Source organism: Pseudomonas sp. S09G 359 (assembly GCF_002843605.1).
Taxonomy (GTDB): Bacteria; Pseudomonadota; Gammaproteobacteria; order Pseudomonadales; family Pseudomonadaceae; genus Aquipseudomonas.
In genome coordinates this window covers 2,980,855-3,003,304 of the sequence record NZ_CP025263.1, presented here as the reverse complement: position 1 = coordinate 3,003,304, position 22,450 = coordinate 2,980,855, and the positions used below count along the sequence as shown (strand labels likewise).

General features: G+C 63.5%; 20 protein-coding genes. 8 read left to right on the top strand and 12 right to left on the bottom strand.

What is annotated here, in order from left to right; genetic code table 11:
• The first annotated feature begins 3 nt into the window (after positions 1-3).
• Both CXQ82_RS13450 and CXQ82_RS13445 read left to right on the top strand, forming a co-directional pair.
• A complete protein-coding gene (locus CXQ82_RS13450; RefSeq protein ID WP_101269685.1) occupies positions 4-825 on the top strand; it encodes an ABC transporter permease in 822 nt (273 codons plus the stop codon).
• Complete coding sequence (locus tag CXQ82_RS13445; protein WP_101269682.1) at positions 822-1,538, top strand: ABC transporter ATP-binding protein; 717 nt, start codon at positions 822-824, stop codon at positions 1,536-1,538. Before CXQ82_RS13450 ends, CXQ82_RS13445 begins: the two co-directional genes overlap by 4 nt.
• Before the next feature lie 429 nt (positions 1,539-1,967).
• Here the strand turns inward: CXQ82_RS13445 and CXQ82_RS13440 are convergent, their stop codons facing one another.
• The 3 genes from CXQ82_RS13440 to CXQ82_RS13430 all read right to left on the bottom strand — a co-directional run bounded on the left by CXQ82_RS13440 (position 1,968) and on the right by CXQ82_RS13430 (position 4,101).
• Entirely contained in the window at positions 1,968-2,876 is a 909-nt protein-coding gene (locus CXQ82_RS13440) for a FecR domain-containing protein (RefSeq protein WP_101269680.1), read from the bottom strand.
• On the bottom strand, positions 2,873-3,391 hold the full coding sequence (locus tag CXQ82_RS13435) for a sigma-70 family RNA polymerase sigma factor (protein WP_101269676.1): 519 nt from the start codon (positions 3,389-3,391) through the stop codon (positions 2,873-2,875). The genes CXQ82_RS13440 and CXQ82_RS13435 overlap by 4 nt, the downstream gene beginning before the upstream one ends.
• Before the next feature lie 92 nt (positions 3,392-3,483).
• Positions 3,484-4,101, bottom strand: a complete 618-nt coding sequence (locus CXQ82_RS13430) for an LpxA family transferase (protein WP_101269674.1) — start codon at positions 4,099-4,101, stop codon at positions 3,484-3,486.
• A 122-nt stretch (positions 4,102-4,223) separates the two neighbouring features.
• Here CXQ82_RS13430 and CXQ82_RS13425 point away from each other — a divergent pair, with 122 nt between their 5' ends.
• Together CXQ82_RS13425 and CXQ82_RS13420 are read left to right on the top strand one after the other, a co-directional pair.
• On the top strand, positions 4,224-5,189 hold the full coding sequence (locus tag CXQ82_RS13425) for a threo-3-hydroxy-L-aspartate ammonia-lyase (RefSeq protein ID WP_101269672.1): 966 nt from the start codon (positions 4,224-4,226) through the stop codon (positions 5,187-5,189).
• The gene (locus CXQ82_RS13420; protein WP_101269670.1) at positions 5,186-5,566 is read left to right on the top strand and encodes a RidA family protein; all 381 of its coding nucleotides are present in this window, start codon (positions 5,186-5,188) and stop codon (positions 5,564-5,566) included. Before CXQ82_RS13425 ends, CXQ82_RS13420 begins: the two co-directional genes overlap by 4 nt.
• Here the strand turns inward: CXQ82_RS13420 and CXQ82_RS13415 are convergent.
• On the bottom strand, positions 5,554-6,180 hold the full coding sequence (locus CXQ82_RS13415) for a transcriptional regulator (protein ID WP_101269667.1): 627 nt from the start codon (positions 6,178-6,180) through the stop codon (positions 5,554-5,556). The two genes, CXQ82_RS13420 and CXQ82_RS13415, sit on opposite strands and share 13 nt — an antisense overlap.
• A gap of 70 nt (positions 6,181-6,250) precedes the next feature.
• Between CXQ82_RS13415 and CXQ82_RS13410 the strand changes: the two genes are divergently transcribed.
• Complete coding sequence (locus tag CXQ82_RS13410) at positions 6,251-7,354, top strand: alanine racemase (protein WP_101269663.1); 1,104 nt, start codon at positions 6,251-6,253, stop codon at positions 7,352-7,354.
• A gap of 47 nt (positions 7,355-7,401) precedes the next feature.
• On the opposite strand, the gene CXQ82_RS13405 is transcribed toward CXQ82_RS13410, so the two are convergent.
• The 6 genes from CXQ82_RS13405 to CXQ82_RS13380 form a co-directional block, all read right to left on the bottom strand.
• On the bottom strand, positions 7,402-9,012 hold the full coding sequence (locus CXQ82_RS13405; protein ID WP_101269661.1) for a GMC family oxidoreductase: 1,611 nt from the start codon (positions 9,010-9,012) through the stop codon (positions 7,402-7,404).
• Positions 9,013-9,039: 27 nt separating this feature from the next.
• A complete protein-coding gene (locus tag CXQ82_RS13400; RefSeq protein WP_101269659.1) occupies positions 9,040-10,257 on the bottom strand; it encodes a mandelate racemase/muconate lactonizing enzyme family protein in 1,218 nt (405 codons plus the stop codon).
• Position 10,258: 1 nt separating this feature from the next.
• The gene (locus tag CXQ82_RS13395; RefSeq protein WP_101269657.1) at positions 10,259-11,569 is read right to left on the bottom strand and encodes a nitrate/nitrite transporter; all 1,311 of its coding nucleotides are present in this window, start codon (positions 11,567-11,569) and stop codon (positions 10,259-10,261) included.
• 75 nt (positions 11,570-11,644) lie between these two features.
• Positions 11,645-13,069 carry an aldehyde dehydrogenase gene (gene aldA, locus CXQ82_RS13390; protein ID WP_101269655.1) on the bottom strand — a complete coding sequence of 475 codons (1,425 nt, stop codon included), beginning with the start codon at positions 13,067-13,069 and terminating at the stop codon, positions 11,645-11,647.
• Between the two features lie 122 nt (positions 13,070-13,191).
• Positions 13,192-14,637: a mechanosensitive ion channel family protein gene (locus tag CXQ82_RS13385; protein WP_101269652.1), complete on the bottom strand. Its 1,446-nt coding sequence runs from the start codon at positions 14,635-14,637 to the stop codon at positions 13,192-13,194.
• 261 nt (positions 14,638-14,898) lie between these two features.
• A complete protein-coding gene (locus CXQ82_RS13380; protein WP_101269649.1) occupies positions 14,899-15,765 on the bottom strand; it encodes a pirin family protein in 867 nt (288 codons plus the stop codon).
• Between the two features lie 180 nt (positions 15,766-15,945).
• On the opposite strand from CXQ82_RS13380, the gene CXQ82_RS13375 reads away from it, so the two are divergent.
• Entirely contained in the window at positions 15,946-16,689 is a 744-nt protein-coding gene (locus CXQ82_RS13375) for a response regulator (protein ID WP_101269647.1), read from the top strand.
• Positions 16,690-16,709: 20 nt separating this feature from the next.
• The gene (locus CXQ82_RS13370; RefSeq protein ID WP_177409957.1) at positions 16,710-18,029 is read left to right on the top strand and encodes an ATP-binding protein; all 1,320 of its coding nucleotides are present in this window, start codon (positions 16,710-16,712) and stop codon (positions 18,027-18,029) included.
• Here CXQ82_RS13370 and CXQ82_RS13365 read toward each other — a convergent pair.
• Positions 18,026-19,957, bottom strand: a complete 1,932-nt coding sequence (locus CXQ82_RS13365; RefSeq protein ID WP_101269642.1) for a TonB-dependent receptor domain-containing protein — start codon at positions 19,955-19,957, stop codon at positions 18,026-18,028. The two genes, CXQ82_RS13370 and CXQ82_RS13365, sit on opposite strands and share 4 nt — an antisense overlap.
• Before the next feature lie 78 nt (positions 19,958-20,035).
• A complete protein-coding gene (locus CXQ82_RS13360; protein WP_101269640.1) occupies positions 20,036-21,241 on the bottom strand; it encodes a Bcr/CflA family efflux MFS transporter in 1,206 nt (401 codons plus the stop codon).
• 101 nt (positions 21,242-21,342) lie between these two features.
• Between CXQ82_RS13360 and CXQ82_RS13355 the strand changes: the two genes are divergently transcribed.
• Positions 21,343-22,449, top strand: a complete 1,107-nt coding sequence (locus CXQ82_RS13355) for an efflux RND transporter periplasmic adaptor subunit (protein ID WP_101269638.1) — start codon at positions 21,343-21,345, stop codon at positions 22,447-22,449.
• Position 22,450: the final 1 nt, after the last annotated feature.

The following is a 22,450-nucleotide window of genomic DNA, read 5'->3' as shown; positions in this document are numbered from 1 at the left end:
GTGATGACCAGCAAAAGCCAAGCATTGCCCCTTCCTGTACCGGTGACGGTCAACCGCAGCGCCTGGCCACGCAGGCTCAAGGGGCTGGTGTTGCCGGTGCTGATCCTGCTGGTTCTGGAGGCGGTGGTGCGCGTGGGTTGGCTGCCGTCCTACCAGATGCCAGCGCCGAGCGAGATCGCCGTGACCCTCGCCGACCTGGCCCAAGGCGCCTTGTGGAAACACATCAGCGCCAGCCTCGCACGGGTGCTGCTCGGCTTTGCCATCGGCGCCAGCCTGGCCCTGGTATTCGCCGCCTGGGTGGGCTTGAGCCGTGAGGCCGAGGCGTATCTTGAGCCGACCTTCGCCGGGCTGCGTTCGATCCCGAGCCTGGCCTGGGTGCCGCTGTTGCTGCTGTGGCTGGGAATCGATGAAACCTCGAAAATCGTGTTGATCGCGATTGGCGCGTTTTTTCCGGTGTACCTCAATGGCGTGGCAGCGATCCGTGATATCGACCGCAAGCTGGTGGAGGTCGGGCAAATGTACGGCTTCAGCCGGCGGCGCCTGGTGCGGCGCATCCTGTTGCCTGCCGCGCTGCCCGGGCTGTTCACCGGGTTGCGCAGCGGGTTGAGCCTGGCGTGGATGTTCCTGGTGGCGGCCGAGCTGATCGCGGCCACCAAAGGCTTGGGTTACCTGCTCAGTGATGGGCGCGAAACCTCACGGCCGGACATCGTGCTGGCGGCGATCATCGTGCTGGCGTTGCTGGGCAAGGTCAGCGATGGCCTGCTCGCCGCGCTGGAGAAACGCTGCCTGGCGTGGCGCGATACCTTTCAGGGAGCCGGACAATGAGCACGCAGCCTTTGCTGGATATTCACGTCGCGCGCAAAAGCTTTGCCGACACCACCGTGCTGCAAAACGTGCGCCTGGCCTTGCAACCACGGGAGGCCGTGAGCCTATTGGGCCCCAGCGGCTGCGGCAAAAGCACCTTGCTGCGCATCGTCGCCGGGCTGGAAAAGGACTTCCAGGGCGAACTGCGCAGCCCCGATGGTGAAGTCGCCTTTGTATTCCAAGAGCCGCGGCTGATGCCCTGGCTCACGGTGGAACAGAACATCGGTTTCAGCGATGACAACGGCTACGACAAGGCCTGGGTCGCGCAGTTGATCGAGGAAGTCGGGCTCAAGGGCTTTGCCCAGGCGCTGCCCAAGGCGTTGTCCGGCGGCATGGCGCAACGGGTGGCCATCGCGCGGGGTCTGTACTCACGCCCGCAGGTGCTGTTGCTCGATGAACCCTTCAGCGCGGTGGATGCCTTTACCCGTATGAAACTGCAGGACCTGCTGCTGCAGCTGGCCGCCCACCATGCCATCGCGCTGCTGCTGGTGACCCATGATGTGGACGAGGCGCTGTACCTGAGTGATCGGGTGCTGGTGATGGATAACCGGCCGAGCAGCATTCGCCAGGAACTGACGGTGGACCTGCCCCACCCGCGGGACCGTCGTGACCCGTTGCTGGCGCAGCTCAAGGCGTTGTCCTTGACCGAGTTGCAGCGGGCGCATGTGATCTAGGCTATCGAGCCAAGGTTTTGTGGCGAGCGGGCTTGCCCGCGTTGGAGTGCGTAGCGCTCCCAAGATTTTGGGGCCGCTGCGCAGCCCAACGCGGGCAAGCCCGCTCGCCACAAAAGCCCGTTTGCCACAAAAGCACTCCCCCACAAAAGCCCGTTTGCCACAAAAGCGCCCCCACAAAAGTCTGCTTGTCACATAAGCCGCATCAGGCAACAACTTAGTCGGGCTCAAGGGCTTTGCCCAGGCACTGCCCAAGGCGTTGTCCTTGCCCGGGTTGCAGCGGGCGCATGTGATCTGACACCACAGTGAGAACACTGCTGATCAAATGTGGGAGGGGGCTTGCCCCCGATAGCGGACTGTCAGTCGCCAGATGTACTGGCTGACACACTGCTATCGGGGGCTAGCCCCCTCCCACATTAACCTTTGGTGTATTCAGGAAAGTGTCACCCAATACTTGGTGCGGGCCTGCACTTTGAACCCATGGGTCTGGGCCAGCAGGTTCAGGATACGGTCGGTGTCGTCGAGACGGAAACTGCCGGTCACGCGCATCGCCTCCAGGCTTGAATCCCAGCGCAGCACACCCGGGCGATAGCGCTCCAGTTCCCGCAGGAAATCCCCCAAAGGCTGGTTCTGCGCCGTCAACACACCGTCACGCCAGCCCAGTTGCAGCACATCAAAGGGCGCCCAGGCGCCGAGCCCGGCGGCTTGCAACGGGGCTTGCTGGCCGCCTTGCAGCGTCGCCAGTTGCCCCTTCAGGTCACGCACCTGCACCGCCCCCTTGAGCACCGACACCAGGCAGCCGGACGCCAGTTGCCGCACACACACTTCGGCCTGGCTGACGCGCAACTGGCCGTAGCGGGTGTGTACGGTCATTGCCGTGCCCCCCGGTACGTTCAGCGCCAGCTCACCGTCCACCAGGGTGATGCGCCGCTGCGCCAAGTCCACGTCTACCGCCGTGGCGGTGTTGAGTTGCAGGCTGGCGCCATCGGCCAACGGCAGCCGTTTGCGCTCGCCGGTGGCGGTGTGCAAGTCGGCACGCCAGGCCTCGATGGGCAATTGGCGGCTGAGCAGCCACGCCGCCGGCACCAGCGCGGCGAACCCCAAGGCGCGCTTGAGCACGGCACGGCGGCCGGGTTGCGGGCGGTCGAGGCTGGCCATGGCCAAGACCTGGGGTAACCCGCTGAAACGCTGGCGTAAGGTTTGGGCTTTTTGCCAGGTCTGTTCATGCTGGGGATGGCTATCGCGCCACTGCTGCAACGCAGCATGATCCCGTTCGGTCGCCGCGCCGGATTCGAGCAGCGCCAGCCACTGGGCGGCGGCGCGCGCAACGTCAGGGTTCACAGGTCCACCAGCAAGAGATGTTCGTAGGCCTGGGCCATGTAGCGTTTCACGGTGCGCTCGCAGACGCGGAGGCGCTCGGCGATATCGCGATACCCCAACCCTTCCAGCTGGCTCAATAGAAAGGCGCGGCGTACAGACACCGGCAGGCCATCGAGCAACTCATCCAGGGCCTGCAGGGTTTCCAGCACCAGCCAACGCTGTTCGGGCGACGGCACACTGGCCTCGGGCAGGCTGGCCAGGGCATTCAGGTAGGCCTGTTCGAGGCTGCGCCGCTGGTGGAAATTCACCAGCAAGCGCTTGCCGACGGTGACCAGGTACGCCCGCGGTTCCTGCATCTGCGCAAGCGGCTGGGCACTGGCCAGCACCCGCAAGAACGTATCCTGGCTCAGGTCTGCCGCATCCCAGGCATTACCCAGGCGCCGCCGCAGCCAGTTTTCCAGCCAGCTGCGATGGTCATGGTACAGGCTCGACAGGGTCAGCTCGGGGGCGTGGGTCGTGACAACGGCATCATTCATGGCAAGCAACCTGCGCGGCGCGAGTGAGTCTCAAATGAGATTCATTCTATTTAATATCCTGCCGCGACACCATGATCTTTTCAACATTGCGTCTAAGCGGATACCTCTGCGTCGAACACCTGCCCGCGCCCTACCACACTGGCAGGCGCCAACACTGCCCCCGGTGCCAGCACTGCATTGGCGCCAATCCGGCTCTGGTCGCCGAGCAACGCGCCAAATTTGTCGCAACCGGTGCGTTGCAATACCCCGTCAACCCGCACCAACACTTCCTTGTCCACGCGCTCATTGCGGTAGTTGGCGACGATGCTGCCCGCCTCCAGGTTGATACCGTGGCCCAGCACCGAGTCGCCGACAAAGTTGAAGTGCGCCAGCTTGCTGCCACTGAACATAAACGTGGTTTTCAACTCCGCCCCCGGGCCGATGATGCAGTGCGCGTCCACCCAGCAACCACCGCGCAGCAAAGCGCCGCTGGCGATAAAACACTCGGCACCGATGATCAATGGCCCCTTCAACAACGCGCCGGGCTCGACCGTGGCGTTACGGTGGACGGCGATTTCATTCTCGATGAGGTAGTCGTCGGCAGGCAGTTGCGCGAGCAACTGGCGAACCACCGCCGGGGCCTGGCTGACCAGCGCCCAGGGGGCCAGGTCAACCCAGGGCGCCAGCGGGGATTGGGAGATGTCGGCGATGTAGTCGGTCAGTCGGATCACTGTCGAACCCTCTGGAGTTCAGGGAAATTGAAAACGCTAGCATGCCGGCGCGCGCAAACGCACCTTTACTATTTGTCTTGTTATGGATATTTTATCCATAAATGCACACGAGGCCCGCCCCCATGCAATTGCCTACCTACCCTGATGTCATCGCCGCCGCCGAACGCCTAGAAGGGGTTGCGCACCGGACACCGGTTTTCACCTCACGTACCCTCGACGCCGAAACGGGCGCACAGGTATTTATCAAATGCGAGAACCTGCAACGCGCCGGTTCGTTCAAGTTTCGCGGTGCTTTCAATGCGCTGTCGCAGTTTGACGCATTGCAGCGCAAGGCAGGGGTGGTGGCCTTTTCATCCGGCAACCATGCCCAGGGCATCGCTCTGGCAGCGCGTTTGCTGGACATACCGGCGACCATCGTGATGCCCACCGATGCACCCGCCGCCAAGGTCGCGGCCACCCGCGAATACGGCGCCAGCGTGGTGCTGTATGACCGGTTCACCCAAGACCGCGAGCAAATCGGCCGCACCCTGGCCAGTGAACACGGCATGACCCTGATTCCCCCCTACGATCACCCCCACATCCTCGCCGGGCAAGGCACCGCCGCCAAGGAACTGCTTGAGTTCACCGGCCCCCTTGATGCCTTGTTCGTCGGCCTCGGCGGCGGTGGCATGCTCTCGGGCACGGCGCTCTCCACCCGTGCACTGGCGCCGCAGTGCCAGCTGTTTGGCGTCGAGCCCGAGGCCGGCAATGACGGCCAGCAGTCGCTGCGTACCGGCAGCATTGTGCATATCGACACCCCGGTAACCATTGCCGACGGCGCCCAGACCCAGCACTTGGGCAGCTACACCTTCCCGATCATCCGCGACCTGGTCACCGATATCCTCACCGTGTCGGATGCCGAGTTGGTGGCCACAATGCAGTTCTTCATGCAACGCATGAAGCTGGTGGTGGAGCCGACCGGCTGCCTGGGCCTGGCGGCGTTGCGTCGACTGGGCCAGCACTTCAAGGGCCAACGTGTGGGAATTATCGTCACCGGCGGCAATGTGGATATCGACAAGTACACCACCCTGCTCAGCGAGGCCTCATGAACGTCATCCACACCCCCACGGCAGCCACGCCCGCCGGCCATTACGCCCAGGCAATCGGCCACGCAGGCACGTTGTATATCTCCGGGCAGCTACCGGTGAGCGCAGATGGGCGGCATAACCCGTCGGCGCCGTTTGCCGAGCAAGCCCGGCTGGCGCTGGCGAATCTGCTGGCGATTCTAACGGCCGCCGGCGGCACGCCGGAGGATCTGGTGAAGGTCACCGTGTATGTGGTCGGCGTTCAGCACTGGCCAGCATTCGACCAGGTCTATGCGGCCGCGCTGGGCGAGCATCGCCCTGCCCGCGCGGTGGTGCCAGTGCCCGAGCTGCACCACGGTTATCAGGTGGAGATTGAAGCCGTGGCGCGTTATTTGGCGTAGGTGTAGACCGCCGCGCGCGACACGCCCAAGTGCGACGCCACAGTTTCCATCGCCCGGCGCACGTCCATGCAGCCCGAGTCTTTGAGTTCTTGCAGCAGCACCCGCCGATCCGCGGTCTTGAGCGCACGCGGCGTGGTGGCCAGGCGCGCGGCGAACTGATCGATGCGCGCGCGGATGGCGTCCGCGCCGGAGGGGTCCAGCGACTCACCAGGCGTGTCGCCGCTAAGCGAACCGAATTGCTCCAGCAGGCCCTGCAGGCCACGAAACAAGGAGAGGTCGACGTTCATGCACAAGGCGGCGACGTACTGGCCGCTGGCGTCCTTGATGCCGATTGAGGTGCTCTTGACCTGGCGCCCATCGGCGAACTGGTTCTGGTAATTGGCAATCACCTGCGGGTAGTCCGGGTCGGCGATGCGCGCCAGGCCCAGCTCGGTGGCAGGGTCACCGGGCTGGCGGCCCGAGAGGTTGTTGTGGATGGCCAGGATCGCGTGCTGCGGGTCGCGTAAATCGTGCAGCACCACTTCGCAGAACGGGCTGAAGGTTTTGCTCAAGCCTTCGGCGATCTGTTCGAGCTGGCTGATCAGGTGGGTTTCTTCGGGAGAGGTGTTTTTCATGCAAGACAACATATCCAGTCCTGGACAGGGCGTCAATTTTCGCCCTGCCCCTCATTGTGGAGCCCGCACCATGGACACCCCAGCCGTACTGATTGACGTGGTAAAAATGCAGCGCAATATCCAGCGCATGCAACAACGTGCCGACGACTTGGGCGTGTGCCTGCGCCCCCATGTCAAAACCCACAAGTGTGCCCAGGTCGTAGCCGCGCAAACCGCTGCGGGTGCGCGTGGCATCACGGTTTCGACGCTGAAGGAAGCCGAGTACTTCTTCGACCTGGGCATCCTCGACATCCTCTACGCCGTGGCCATGGCCCCGCATAAATTACCCCAGGCCCTCGCGCTGCGCCGCCGCGGCTGCGCGTTGACGCTGGTCACCGACAGCCTCGCCGGCGCCCAGGCCATCGTCGAGTTTGGCCGCCTGCAAGGCGAGACCTTTGCGGTGATGATCGAGATCGACTGCGACGGGCACCGTTCTGGGGTCAAGCCCCATGATCCGGTGCTGCTGGAGATCGCCCGCCGGCTGGGCGACAACCTCACCGGCGTGTTGACCCATGCCGGCGAAAGCTACGGCCTGGACACCCCCGAAGCCTTGCAGGCCATCGCCGAACAGGAGCGCGCGCGCTGCGTCGAGGCGGCTGAGCGTATTCGCGCCGCCGGCCTGCCCTGCGCCCACGTGAGTGTCGGCTCCACGCCCACCGCGCTGTCGGCGGTGAGCCTGGAAGGTGTCACCGAATTGCGCGCCGGCGTGTATGTCTTCTTCGACCTGGTGATGCACAACATCGGCGTCTGCCAAACCGATGAACTGGCCTTGAGCGTGCTGACCAGCGTGATCGGCCACCAGGCGGAAAAAGGCTGGATCATCACCGACGCCGGTTGGATGGCCATGAGCCGCGATCGCGGCACCCAGTCACAAAAGCAGGACTTCGGTTATGGCCAGGTGTGTGATGAACAGGGTGCAGTGATCGATGGGTTGTTGCTCCGCAGCGCCAACCAGGAGCATGGCGTGGCGCGCTTCAATCAACCCGGCGTGGATGTGGTCGCGCAATTCCCCCTCGGCACTCGCCTGCGGATTCTGCCCAACCATGCCTGTGCAACGGGGGCACAGTTCGGCAGCTACAACGCTGTTTTGCCAACCGATGACGTGCAGGTATGGGAGCGGTTACGCGGCTGGTAACCGACGTTGCAACGCCAGCGAAACAATCGCTGGCACGTTCTTGAACGTCAAGCATCCTGCAGGATCAGGTCGGCCCCCTTCTCTGCCACCATCAACACCGCCGCATGGGTATTACCCGAGGTCACGTTGGGGAAGATCGACGCATCGACAATGCGCAGCCCCACCAGCCCATGCACCTTGAGGCGCTTGTCCACCACCGACACTTGCGGGTCCGAGCCCATGGCGCAGGAGCCGCACAGGTGGTAGATGGAGCCGCTGTTTTCACGGAAGTATTGCAGCATCTGCTCATCGGTCTGCACCGCTGCGCCCGGCAATACCTCGGCCACGGTGACCCCTTTGAGGGCCGGGGCCTGCATGATCTTGCGCATCAGCCGGCTGCCCTGGATCACCTCGTCGATGTCCTTTTCGGTGCTCAGGTAGTTGGGGTCGATCAGCGCGGCATCACGCGGGTTTTTCGAGGCGATGCGCACCGTGCCACGGCTGGTGGGGCGGCACGGGTTGAAGCACAGCAGGAAGCCGGAATACGGCTCGGGCTTGAGGCTGGCCTTGTTGTTTTTCGGGATCTGGTACGACAGCGGGTTGAAGTACAGCTGCAGGTTCGGATCGGTTTGTTCAGCATTGCCGCGAAAGAACCCGCCGGCCTGGTTGACGCTCATGGCCAGCGCGCCCTTGCGGGTCAGCAGGTACTTGAGGCCGAGTTTCAACTGGCCGAACAACGAGCTGAGTTCGTCATTCAAGGTCGGGATATTGGCCTTGTAGTAGTAGCTGGCGCACAGGTGGTCCTGCAGGTTCTCGCCCACTGCCGGCAAGTGCTTGACCAGCGGGATGTTGTGTTCGGCCAGCAGTTGCTGGTCGGCCACACCGGACAGTTGCAGCAGCTTCGGCGTATCCACCGCGCCAGTGCACAGGATCACTTCCTTGCGCGCCGTGAATGTACGGGCCACGCCATGCTGGGTCACGGCAATGCCGGTGGCGCGTTGCTGGTCATCGAACAGCACGCGGTCGACCAGGGCATGCAGCTCCACGGTCAGGTTCGGCCGCCCCAGCGCCGGGTGCAAGTGCGCAAAGCTGCTGGAGCAACGTTCGCCATTGCGGGTGTTGACGTCGTACAGGCCGGCGCCCTCGAAATTCGGGCCGTTGAAGTCGTCGCTATGGGCGTAGCCCAGCTGTTCACAGCCCTTGAGGAACACATCGCAGATCGGGTGGGTCTGGCCCTTCATCGGCGTGATGCTGATGGGGCCGCTGCCGCCGTGGTACTCGGTGTCGCCCAGGGGGTGGTTTTCCAGCTTGCGAAAGTACGGCAGCACATCGGCGAAGCCCCAGCCGTCGTTGCCATTGGCCGCCCAGTCATTGAAGTCATGGGCCTGGCCGCGCACGTAGATCATCGCGTTGATCGAGCCCGAGCCGCCCTGCACCTTGCCCCGAGGCGCGTAGATTTCGCGCCCCGCCAGCTGCTTTTGCGGCTGGCTGTAATACATCCAGTTGAAGGTCGGGTTGTAATACATCTTGGCGAAACCGACCGGAATCTTGAACCACCAGGAGCTGTCCTTGCCGCCGGCTTCCAGCAGCAATACCGAGTACTCGCCCGAGGCGGACAACCGGTTGGCCAAGATGCAGCCTGCGGCGCCAGCGCCAGCGATGATGTAGTCGTATGTCATTCACGGTTACCGCGTAAGTCGTTTTTATTAGCCCTTGGCGGGCGAAGTGTCTTTGACATCAGCCGGGGTCGGCGCCATTTGCAGGTGCAGGCGCTCACCGGTGTAGGGCGTGTGCTTGCGCACCACGTCCATGTTCAGCTCCACCCCAAGGCCCGGCTCGGTGGACGGAATGATGTAGCCATCCTCCCACTGCAACGGTTTGGTCAGCACTTCGGCGTGGAAGCCGCCCCAGGTCATGATGCTTTCCTGGATCAGGAAGTTCGGCGTGCAGGTGGCCAGTTGGAAACTCGCCGCCGCGCCAATCGGGCCGTTGTACAAGTGCGGCGCGATTTGCGCGTAGTAGGCCTCGGCCATGCTGGCGATTTTCTTCGCCTCCAGCAGCCCGCCGCAGCGCGCCACGTTCATCTGCAGAATCGATGCGCCGCCGGCCTGCAGCAGCTTGAAGAACTCGTACTTGGTGGTCAGCCGCTCACCGGTGGCAATCGGGATGCTGGTCTTGGCCGCGACCTGGGCCATGGCGTCTTCCTGACCCGGCGGCACCGGCTCTTCGAACCACAACGGGTCGTATTTTTCCAGGCGCCTGGCCAGGCGGATCGCCGACGACGGCACCATCTGCCCGTGGGTGCCGAACAGCAGGTCACACTTGTCGCCCACCGCCTCGCGGATCTTGCGGCAAAAGGTTTCGCAGCGTTCCAGTACTTCCAGGGAGATCTGGTGGCCGGAATACGCGGTGTACGGCCCCGCGGGGTCGAATTTCACGGCGGTGAAGCCTTTGTTCATGTTCTCGACGGCGCACTCGGCGGCCAGGTCCGGGTCGTCGTAGTCGTACTCGCCGTTACTGTTGACCGGGTACAGGTAGGTGTAGGAGCGCAGACGCTCGTTGACCTTGCCGCCGAGCAGCTCATAGACCGGCTTGTTGGCGGCCTTGCCGATGATGTCCCAACAGGCCATTTCCAGGCCGCTGACCACGCCCATCATGGTCAGGTCCGGGCGTTGGGTGAAACCGCTGGAATAAGCCTGGCGGAAAAACCGCTCGATATGGTGCGGGTCATGGTTGAGCAGGTAGCGCTCAAACACATCCTCAATAATCGGCAGCATGGCCTTGGGGCCGAAGGTGGCGGCGTAGATCTCGCCGACACCTTCGATGCCGCAGTCGGTCTTGAGCTTGACGAACAGCCAGTACATGCCACCGATGTGCGGCGGCGGGACGGCAACGATATGAGTTTCGAGGGCGACGATTTTCATCTCAGGCACCTGTCTGGTTGAATTTTTTACGCTGGATTCGGGCGCGCAAGGTCAGCGCCGCGAGGGTGCCGAGCACGCCGATAAAGGCGATGTAGCCGAAATACAGGTTGTAGCCGGCCTTGCCTGGGTAGGTCTCGGTCAGGTAGCCGTTGATCAGCGGGATAAACGTGTCGGGCAGGTAGCCCACCACCGAAACAATCCCGATCGCCAGCCCGGTGATGCGCAGCGGGATGTCGCAGCTGTCGAGAATGGCCCAGTACAGGCCGCGAATCGCGTAGGTCATCAGGCCGATAAAGATCACCGTGCCAATCAGCAAGCCCAGGCTGTTGAACGCCGGGAACACGATCAGCCCGGCCATGGCCAAGGTCACCAGGGCCAGCGCGACAATCAGCACCGAGATATTCGAGAACTTGTCCCCCAGCCAGCCACCGCCGATGCCGCCGATAGGGCGCATCCACAGCTTGATGGTGGTGATGGTGCCGGCCATTACGGCGGTCATGCCGCTGCCTTGCAGGTAGTCGGAGAAGCTGTAGGTCGCCCAGAACATGTGATAACCGCAGAACACAATCGCGGTGACCAGCCACAGCTCGGGGATTTTCACCAAAATCGCGAGGTCGGCGAACAGGTTGAACCTACCCTTCTCCACCGCTGCCGTCTCGGCCATGGATTTGGGGTCTTTCAACAGCACCAGCACGCAGCCGATGGCAATGCAGGTGAAGGAGTACAGATAGACCACCTGTTTGAAGCCTTCGGCTGCGGTTTGGCTGCGGGTTTCGGTGGCGTAGGCGAACAGGCCCAGGGCCACGGTGGCCAGCAAGGCTTCCACCAGACCACGGCCGCCATCGAGGATGCCGAAAAACCGCCCCTGCTCGCGGTGATGGGCAATCATCTTCACGCGCTTGAGCACCGAAGCCCAGAACGTCAGGCCGGTGGTGAGGCCCCAGCAACCGAAGATGATCATCAGGCCGGTCATCGACGGCACGTTGGAGTACCACAGGCCCAACGCACCGGTGGCGACCAGCGAGAAAAAGATCAGGAAACGCGGCGGCAAACGGTCGGCCAGCCAGCCGCTGGGCAGGTAGCTAAGCAAGAAAATCGTGCCGAGCATGGAGTACAGGTAGCCCAGCTCGCTGTGGTTGATCTGGAACACGTCCAGCATGGTGGTCTGGTAGACCTGGCGCAGGTAGAGGATCGGGTAGATCGCCCCGGCGGCCAGCACCAGCAGCATCAATTGAAAGTAGCGACTGGCGGTGTCGCTGTTTGCCGCAGGCACGGCAACGGAAACCTGGGCAACGGGTGCAGGCTTGGACATCTTGAAGACCTCGGGCACCCACTGTGCAGGCGCCCTGATAATTGTTTTTATTGATGGTGCACGGGTGTTCGTAGATCAGTACTTCATGACCACCAGGCGGGTCTGGGTGAACTCAAGCATCCCGTGCTTACCGTCATCGCCGCCCAGCCCTGAGCGTTTCCAGCCGGCGTGGAAGCCCTGGTACGGGTCCGCCGGGGTGCGATTGACGTACAACTCACCGGCTTCGATGGCATTCGCGACTTTCATCGCCGTGCGGTAGTTCTCGGTGTACAGCACCGACGACAGGCCGAACTGATGGTCGTTGGCCATCGCCAGCGCCTCCTCGATGTCGCGGTACTTGAGCACCGGCAACACCGGGCCGAAGATTTCTTCCTGGATGATTTCCATGTCCTGGCGGCAGCCACTGAGCAGGGTCGGCGGGTAGAAATGCCCGGGGCCGTCGGGCAACACGCCGCCTGTTTCCAGTACAGCACCGGCGGCGACGGCGCGCTCGACCATGGCGTGGATGTTGCGTTGCGAGCTGGCGTTGACCAGTGGGCCCATCAGGCTTTCGTCGTTGGACCGGTCGCCGAACTTCACTGCGCTGATCTTGGCTTTCAGCAGGGCCAGGAACGCGTCGTAGACACTTTCGTGCACGTACACCCGCTCCACCGCCGTGCACAGCTGGCCGCAATGGGTGGTCTTGGAGGCGACGATAGCGCTGGCGGCTTGCTCCAAATCTGCATCAGCCTCGATGATCGCCGGGGTCTTGCCACCCAGTTCCAAGGATGGCTTGGCGATATTGGCCTTGCAGTAATCCAGCACGATGCGCCCGGCATTCACACTGCCGGTGAGGGTAATCAGGCCGACGGCCTTGTGGGTGCATACGCTGGCGGCGGTGGCGTGGTCCATGGTGAGGATGTTGATTACGCCCGCCGGGATGCCCGCTTTGACCACTGCCTTGGCAATTTCAAACGCCGACAACGGCGTGTTGTTGCTCGGGCGCACCACCACGGTGTTACCGGCGATCAAGGCCGGGGCGATCTTGCGCAGCAGGGTGTAGACCGGGTAGTTGAACGGGATCAGGCAGGCCACGACGCCAATCGGCTCGCGCTGCAGGAACAGGTTTTCGTCCGGGGTATCGCTGGGAATGATCTCGCCTTCGATGCGGCGTGCCCATTCGGCGTGGTAACGGGTGATCTGCGCGGCGTAGCGTGCTTCGTTGCTGGCATCGCTGCGGCTTTTGCCGGACTCGCTGGCCAGGGCCGTACCGATGGCTTCAGCGCAGGTGTCGAGTGCATCGGCAAAGGCCCGCAGGTGCTCGGCGCGCTCGATACTGGTGAGTTTGCCCCAGGTTTTCTGGGCGCTGGCAGCGGCGTCGACGGCGGCAATCGCCTCGGCAGGCGTGGCCGCGCTGACGTGGCCCACCAGGGTTTCGGTGGCCGGGTTGTAGACGGCGATCAGCGCATCGCTGGCCGGTTCGACAAAAAGACCGTTGTAAAAATTGCGCTCGAGTTGCATGTGGTTTGCCCAACGTTGTTGTTATCCGAGTGACATGCAGTCTTGTCATCGGCCAGCCGTTGGACAAACGATTTATTGCGTGGGGTAACGTGCAAAAAACGCAGGTTAGTCGGTTTTTCCCCTTACAAACCGCGCTTGCGCAGCCACTGCAGGAAGCCCTTCTTCACCGGCACCACCGGTGCCTCCTGGGTCAAGACCTGCGCGGCGTGCATGCGGAAATCCAACAGCGCTTTCATGGCCTCGCCGATGTCGTGGCGCGCATCCAGGCACGGCTTCAAGTATTCCTTCTCGATGCGGTACAGGGTGCAATAGGTCTTGGCGGAAAAATCCGCCAACGTGGCTTCGTCGGACAGAATCCCCGCCTCGCCAATCACCTCGCCCGGCCCCATGCGGCCGGCCTCGAACTTGTGGCCGCCCTTGGTCAGCATCACCGACACCACGCCGGACTCGACGATGAACAAATGATCGCTGACCTCGCCGGCCGGCAGGATCATCTCGCCGGCACGGTAGCTGTGCAGGGTCATGTTCTGGCTGAAGGTGTCTTTTTCTTCCTGGCGCAGGGTGGAGAAGATCGACGAGCGTTCCAGCAACGCCCGCGCTGCGGACATGGCTGGCGGCGCAGCGCTTTCGGTGGCCGACAACACCCCCACGCCTGCCGCCTGCAAGTGCCGGAAGGCTAAATCGTAAAGCTGGTTGCGCACCTCGCGCTTGAGGGCCATGGCGGGCACAAACCCGCTGATTTCATATTCCACGCCGCCGCTGCCCGAGGTCTTGAACGCCACGCTCGGTGCCGGTTTGGCCAGCAGTGGCCGGCAACCCTGCATGGCGCGTTCGAGCGCTTCGATCACGGTTTGCGGGCGTGCATGGGGGCTGACTTGCAGACTGACCGCCAGGCCGAACATGTCCGCCGGGCGCGAGAAGTTGATGATCTTGGCCTTGGCCGCCAAGGAATTGGGGATCACCGCCATGCTGCCCTGGGAAGTTTGCAGGCGTGTGGCGCGCCAGTCGATGTCGGTAACGCGGCCTTCGGTGCCGTCGATGGAGATCCAGTCATCCAGCTGATAAGGCTTGGTGGTGTTGAGCACGATCCCGGAAAACACGTCGCTGAGGGTACTTTGCAACGCCAGGCCGACGATGATCGCAACCGCGCCGGAGGTGGCGAGTACGCCCTTGACCGGCAGGTCGAGCACGTAGGCCAGGGCGGCGATGATTGCGATCAGGAAAATCACCGCGCCCATCAGGTCCTGCAACAGCCGCCCCGTGTGCCCGACCCGCTGCATCATCAGTGCACCGAGCAACACCGTAAGGGTACGCGCCGCGAACAGCCACCAGCCGATCTGCAAGGCCGTGGCGGCCAAGTGCAAGGCAGTGTTGTCGGCATACGGCGCGAGCTGCATGGGGTTCATGCCGTCGTTGAACAGCACGGCACTGAACACCGCAAAGATCACCAACCGCGCCGCCAGCTTCCAGTTGGCGAGGTTGGCGGAAATAAGGCGCCACACGGCGATGTCGATAAAGATCAGCGCCAGGGCGCACAACATCGGGTGATCAGCGATAAATGAGGGCATCCAGGCGACTCCAGGGCGAATGCCGAGAAGATCGCATGAATTGAGAACACTGGAAACAACCTGCAGTGAGTATAGGTTTGACCAATGCGCTTATGTGGCGAGCGGGCTTGCCCGCGTTGGGCTGCGCAGCGGCCCCAGTAAAGGCACCTGTTGTTTTCCTGAAAGAACTCAGTGCCTGGTTTTGGGACTGCTGCGCAGCCCAACGCGGGCAAGCCCGCTCGCCACAAAAGCTTTTTTGCCACAGGGTTTTGTGGCGAGCCGTCAGGCGTGCATCTGGCCGAACTTGCCGGACTGGAAGTCGGCAAACGCCTGATGAATCTCCTGCTCGGTGTTCATCACGAACGGGCCGTGGCCGACGATGGGCTCGTCGATCGGTTCGCCGCTGAGCAGCAACACCTTGGCGTCGTCGTTGGACTCCAGGGTGAGTTGGCTGCCATCACGCTCGAACAGCGCCAATTGCCCAGGCCGTGCAACCTCTTCGCCGTTGACCAGCACCGCGCCTTGCAGGATGACCAGCGCGGTGTTGCGGCCGGCGTGCAGGTCCAGGGTCACGGGCTTGCTGGCGTTGAGGCGCAGGTCCCACAGGTCTATCGGCGTGAAAGTGCGCGCGGGCCCCTGGGCGCCGGCGAATTCACCGGCGATCAAGCGCAAGTGCCCGGCGTCGTTGGCCAGCGGCAGCACGGGGATGTCCGCATCGAGGAGGGTCTGGTAGCCCGCATCGGCCATTTTTTCCTTGGCCGGCAGGTTGACCCACAGTTGCACCATCTCCAGCGCGCCACCTTTGCGGGCAAAGGCTTCGGAGTGGAATTCCTCGTGCAGGATGCCCTTGGCGGCGGTCATCCATTGCACATCGCCCGGGCCGATTTTGCCGCCACCGCCAGTGGAATCGCGGTGTTCGACTTCGCCGGCGTAGACGATGGTCACGGTTTCAAAACCTCGATGGGGGTGCTGGCCGACACCGCGACGCTGATCTGTCGGGGTGAAATCGGCCGGGCCGGCGTGGTCCAGCAACAGGAACGGGCTGATGTGCTTGCCCAGGTTGTCGTAGGAAAACAGCGTGCGCACCGGGAAACCGTCGCCGACCCAATGGCCGCGAGGGCTGGTGTAAATGCCGATGAGTTTTTTCATGGTGGTCCTCCAAAGTGCATACACCTTAAAACCCAGATCAATTTAGCGCTAGACAGCAAAAACAGCCTTGAGCGTCCCACTGATGGGACGGTATACAGGCTCATCGCTACAAAAACAGCGTTAATGATAATGACTCGTAGTAGTATCCACCCTCTCCCGCTCAACCCTCCGAGGGCTGCAATGCCGTTTGCCCCTGCGCCTGCCGCGCCGCGCGTACTGGTGGTGGATGACCACCGCAAAATTCGCGAACCCCTGGCCACTTACCTGCGCCGCCATACCTTTGAGGTACGCACCGCCGAAGATGCTGCCGGCATGTGGCAATTGCTCAAGACCCAGGCGTTCGACGTGGTGGTGCTCGACGTGCTGCTGCCAGATGGCGATGGCTTTGAGTTGTGCAACCAGTTGCATCGGCGCAGCAACACCCCGGTGATCCTGCTGACCGCCCGCGACACCGCCGCCGACCGCGTACGTGGCCTGGACCTGGGCGCCGACGACTACGTCACCAAACCCTTTGAGCCGCGCGAACTGGTGGCGCGCATCAACAGTGTGTTGCGCCGCCAAGGGCGCAACACCGGGCCCGCCGCCCCCAGCGGTGGCCCGCAGGCTTACCGGTTTGCCGGCTGGCATTTCAGCGTGAGCAGCGCCACGCTACGTCGCGACGCCAGCCCGGCGATCCAGCTGAGCACGGTGGAAAGCCGCTTGCTGCAAGTGTTCCTCGCCCACCCCAACACCCTGCTGCCCCGCGAGCGCCTGATCGACCTTACCGCCGCCGCCGACAGTGATGTGAGCGACCGCGCCATCGACCGCCAGGTCAGCCGCCTGCGCCGCAAACTGGCCCAGGGCGATGCCAGCCTGGACCTGCTGCGCACCGTCTGGGGCGGCGGTTACCTGCTGGCCGCCGAGGTCAGCGCATGCACACCCTGAGCCGCCTGTGGCCGCGTACCCTGGCCCGCCAGTTGAGCCTGTTGCTGCTACTGGCGCTGCTCGCGTCAAACGCCATCGCCATGCTGTTCCTGCAACGCACCGGCAGCCTGATCCACCCGTTGTCGCGCAGTTTCAGCCTGGAACGCCTGAGCATCGCCCATCACACCGCGCTGGACCTGACCCCAACCGAAACCGCCCACTTGCTGGCCGCCATGAGCACTGATGGTGCGCACTTCTGGGTGGCGCCGACGCCAGACGTGGCGCCGTTTGAGCCGCGCGCGGAGGAGCGCCGCCTGGCCAGTGAATTGCGCAGCCGATTGCAGTTGGATAACAACGCCGCTGTCGGCGTGCAGTTGGAACGCATCAGCGGCGCCGACGCCCGCACCCATGTGTTCAGCCCCGCCGGCTGGGCACCGTTGCGCCTGCGCAGCAGCATCGCCCTGCCGGGCGGGATGTACCTGAACGCCGTGCAATTTCCCGCCGGCGCCTACGAATGGGGCCGCGTGTTGGCGTACAGCCTGCCCGTGACCACCCTGCCGGTGCTGCTGATCGTGATGTTTTTCATCGCCCGCGTGGTGCGCCCGGTCAAAACCCTGGCCCAGGCCACCGAACGCGTGAGCCGCGGTGAATGGATCGCCCCGCTGCCCGAGCGCGGCCCACAGGAGGCGCGCGACCTCACCGCAGCGTTCAACACCATGCAGGCCAACCTCGCCCGGCATGTGGAGGGCCGTACGCGGATGCTCGCGGCGGTCAGCCATGACCTGAACACGCCGATCACCGAATTGCGCCTGCAAGTGGAGTTGCTGGAGCCCGGCGCGGCCCGCGACGACATGCTCGAAAGCCTCGCCGAGTTGAGTGCGATGGTGCGCGAAACCCTGAATTTCGTGCGTGATGACGCCGTGCAGGAAGCCACCGCCACGGTGTCCCTGAGCGGCCTGCTGGATGATCTGGCCAAACGTTACCAGCGTCTGCAACAGCCCGTGGCCTGGGCCGGTGCGCCGCCGCTGATGCTGACGTGCCGCCCGCTGGCACTCAAACGCGCGCTGACCAACCTGATCGACAACGCCCTGCACCACGGCGGCGACACCCACCTGAACCTGTCGCACGAGGACGACGGCTGGCTGCGCGTGGAGATTCTCGACCACGGCCAAGGCCTGCCCGAGGACTGGCTGAGCAAAGTCTTCGAACCCTTTGTACAACGCGGCGTCAATGACGGCGGCGTGGGGTTGGGCCTGGCGATTGCACGTTCGTGCATCCAGGCCCATGGCGGCGAGCTGGTGTTGGAGAATCGCCCGCCGGCCGGCCTGTGCGCGGTGGTGCGCTTGCCCGCCGCGCTTTAGAAGTTGAGCGTGGCGCCCATCCACAGCGTGCGTCCGTAGTTCACCGTGCCGTAGGTTTCATCGTCCAGGCGCTTGTCGGTGAGGTTGTTGAGGGAGGCGTTGAGGGTCAGCGAATCGGTCACATCAAAGGAGCCGCCGAGGTCGGCGGTGGTGTAGCCCGGGGCGGGCTCGTCGGTGAGGGTATTGCCGGTTTCTTCGCCGTAGTAACTCAGCGACGCCCAGGCCTGGGTGCGGTCATTGAGGGTCCATTCGGTGCGCACATTGGCTTTTTGCTCGGGCGTGAGGGCCAGGGGCGCGCCTTTGTTGGCACCGCTTTTCTGCTCGGAATCGGTGTAGGTGTAGTTGGCCTTGAGCAGCACGCTGGGGTTGATGTCCCATTGGCCGTTCAGCTCCACGCCCTGGATGATCGCTTTGTCGACATTGACCCGCTCCATGATGATGTAGTTGTTCCAGCGCTGGTCGGTGGTGACCGTCGAAAGCTTGTCCTGGAAGTCGTTGTAGAACAGCGTCACGCCGCCCGACAGGTTGTCGCGGTTGCTCCACAACGCCGACATTTCATAGTTGGTGCTGGTTTCGGGCTTGAGGTCGGGGTTGCCGAACATCACGAAGCGATTGCGCCGCAGGTAGGCGTAGTCCTCGACCACCGCGCGCAGCTCCGGCGCCTTGAAGCCACGGGCGATGCCGCCCTTGAGCGTCCACTGCTCGGTGGCCCGCCACACCCCGTAGACCCGCGGGCTCAGGTGGGCGCCATACTCTTCGTGTTCATCCAGGCGCAGGCCGGTGGTCAGGGCGAAGCTGTCGGTGACCGACCATTCGTTTTCGGCGAACAGGGCTTTTTGCACCACCGAGAATTTATAGTCGACGCGATCCCCCAGGCCCTGGTTCCAGTCAGTCAGCTCGCTTTCATTCCATTGCAGGCCCACGGTGCTGACGTTATGCGCGGTGGGCACCACCAGCTTGGCGTCGAATACGGTGTTCTTGATCTCGGGTTTGCGCCCGTAGATATCGGTTTGCGCAGGCGTGGCCTTACCTTCGCGGCTGGAGGTTTCCTGGGACAGCGCGATGTCCGAGGTGGCCCAGCCCCAACGCCCCTGGTGCGACAGCGACCAGTGATCGCGGTTGTTTTCCTGCTCACGGGTAGCCCAGTTGGCGCTGATGCCGTCGCCATTCTTGAGCCGCGTGGCACCGGCTTCCAGCAGGATGTCGTGGTCGATCGTCGGAGTGAAAGCCAGGCGCGCAGTGAGGTCGCGGTGGTCGGCCTTGCTGAAACCATTGGTCTGTTCGAGGTCGTTGTCCGCCTGGCGATCCAGGTAACGGCCCCATACCTGCAAGCCGAGGAAGTCTTCCTTGAGCGGGCCGCTGAGGTAGAACTGGGTCTGGCGCGCGTTGCCCTGGTCGCTGTGCTGCCGCGCCGAGTAGTCATAGCCAATAGAGCCGCCCCAGGTCGGCGAAACCTTGCGCGTGATCACGTTGATCACCCCGCCAATGGCGTCCGAGCCGTACAGCGACGACATCGGCCCGCGCACCACTTCAATCCGCTCGATGGCGGCGGCCGGCGGCACAAAGCTCTGCTCGTAACCGCTGTTGCCGTTGACCCGTGATTCCCGCGCGCTCTGGCGTTTGCCGTCAACCATGATCAAGGTGTAATCGGCCGGCATGCCACGGATCGAGATGTCGGTTTCATTCGCGCCGCCGTTAACCGTCACGCCTTCCACATCGCGCACTGCATCGCCGAGGTCGCGGTAGGACTTGCGCCGCAGCGTCTCGCCATCAATCACCGTGACCGAGGCCGGGGCATCTTCCACACTTTGGGCAAAACCGGACGCCGTCACCACGACGTCATCGAGCGCCAAAGGCTCGTCGGCATGGGCGTTGAAGCTACCGGCCACCAGCAGGGCCAGGGGTGTGAAGCGAAAAGCAGGAAGCATGGGCGTGGACCTTAGGATTCGTCTCAAAAGAGAATCGTAATCATCCAGCCCCGAATAACTTGGACAAAGTGTGACAACTCAAGCCGCCGGCGCCAGGACCACGCGCCGCTCGCGCAACAGGTGAAACGCCACGAAGGCGGTCAGCGCAAAACACGCCTGAAGGGTGATCATGGGCGTAGCACTGCCGTCACGTAGATGGCTCAGCAGCACACCGCTGCAGGTCGCGCCAAACATCTGCGCAAAGCCCATCAACCCCGCCGCCAGGCCAGCGCGGTGCGCATTGGGCATCACCCCGCCGGTGACCGCCCCCGGCAATACCAGGCCGCCGCCGAGGGTAACCAGGGCCACCGGAATGTCCAGGCCGAGTACCGACAGACCGAACAGCCGGTAAATGACCAGCGCAGAAATGCCGCCGATCGCCACCAGCATCACGCCCATCGCCACGATCCGCTGCGGCCCCAGGCGCAGGATATTGCGCCGGGTGTAGGTGGAACCGACGATCAGCATCGACACAATCACGCCAAAATTGACGCCGTACTCAAGGCTGCTGAAGCCCAGTAGGTTGATAAACACCGCCGATGAACCGGCGATCACCGCAAACATGGCGCCATAGGTGCACGCCAGGGCCACGGCGAACGCACGGTACTGGCGGCCCTTGAGCAAATCCAGGTATTGCCCGCCGAGGGTGCGCCAGTGGCCGGCCTTAGGGTCGAGGTAGCCGTTGCTCTCGCGAAAAAACAGCAGCGCCAGCAGCAACACCACGCAGCCGATAGACAACGCGAGGAGGATGGGCGCACGCCAGCCCAGCAGCTTGATCAGCAGCCCTCCCACCATCGGCGCCACCACAATGGCGTAGAGCATGCCGATCATGGTCAACGCCAGGGCCGGCCCCGCTTCGGCCTTCCACACATCACGCACCACAGTGCGCGCCAATACCAGCGCAGCGCAGGCGCCCAGGCCTTGCAGCACACGCGCGGCGATGAATTGCTGGATGTCGTTGACCAGCAGCATCGACAAGGTCGCCAGCACATATAACGCCAGGCCGCCGAGCAGCACCGGGCGGCGGCCGATACGGTCCGACAGCGGCCCGAACAGCAACTGCCCCAGGCCAAAGGCGGCCACAAACGCCGACAATGCCATCAACGCTGAACCCGCCGGCGCCAATAGTGCCTGCTCGATGGCACCCAGGCCGGGAATGATCAATTGGGTCGAGACTTCACCGAGTGCCGTGAGGGCCACCAGTAGCAACAGCAAATTTCTCGAGGGGGCCGGGGCGTTCGACATGGGGATTATCCGGGGGCTGGATTAATTTATATTTCGACCATAATATGAGCGAAAAATTATGTCCATAATTTTTTGCCTAATGGTTACCCCCGGAGCCCGCCATGCACCCTCTTCCCCTGCGTCTTCTCACGCCCCTGGCGCTATTGATCGTCCTCAACGGTTGCAACAGCCAGGCCGACACCGCCGCCCAAGTGCCGCAGCCACGCCCGGTCCTCGCGGCCAAGGTCGAATCCGCCGGTACCCAGCAAAGCGCCTACACCGGCGTGGTCGCAGCCCGCACCGAAAGCGACCTGGGCTTCCGAGTCAGCGGCAAGGTCATCGAACGCAAAGTCGACCCCGGCCAGCACGTCTCCCGTGGTGACACCCTGCTGATACTCGACATCGGCGACTTCGAACTGGCGCTGCGCTCGGCAAAAAACCGCGTCAACGCCGCCCAGGCCCAACTGCGCCAGCGCCGAGACGATGAAAACCGCTATCAACGCCTGGCCAACACCGGCGCGGTGTCGCGGCAGATCTTCGATCAGTCGGCGACCAACCTGCGCGTCGCCGAAGCGGAACTGGCCTCAGCCCAATCGGATGCCAGCCAGATCGAAAACCGCCGTACCTACTCGGTGCTCAAGGCCGATGGCGACGGCATCATCACCGACGTGCGGGTCGACCGTGGCCAGGTGGTCGCCGAAGGGCAGATCGTCGCGCGCCTGGCCCATGACGGCGCCCGCGAAGCCATCGTCAACCTACCGGAAAACCAGCGCGACCAGGCCTCGCAGAAAGCCCTGGCCTTCCCCTTCGGCGCCTCCGACCAGGCGGTGACGGCCAGCCTGCGCGAATTGTCCGCCAGCGCCGACCCCACCACCCGCACCTACCGCGCCCGCTATGTATTGCACGGCGCGGTCGACCGCTTCGCCCTCGGCTCGACCATCACCGTGCGCCTGCAAGGCAACGGCCAGGCCCAGCAAACCCGCGTGCCCATCGGCGCCTTGCAGGATGCCGGGCAAGGCACCGGCGTGTGGCTGATCGGCGCCGACGACAAGGTCAGCTTCGCCCCAGTCAAGGTCGCCAGCCTGGGCCAGGAAGATGCCCTGCTCGACAGCGGCGTAACGCCCGGCCAAACCATCGTCGCCCTTGGTGCGCACCTGCTGCACAGCGGTGACGCGGTACGCCTGCTGCCCGCCCAGGTGCTGGCCCTCAACCGCAAACAGGACAACTGAG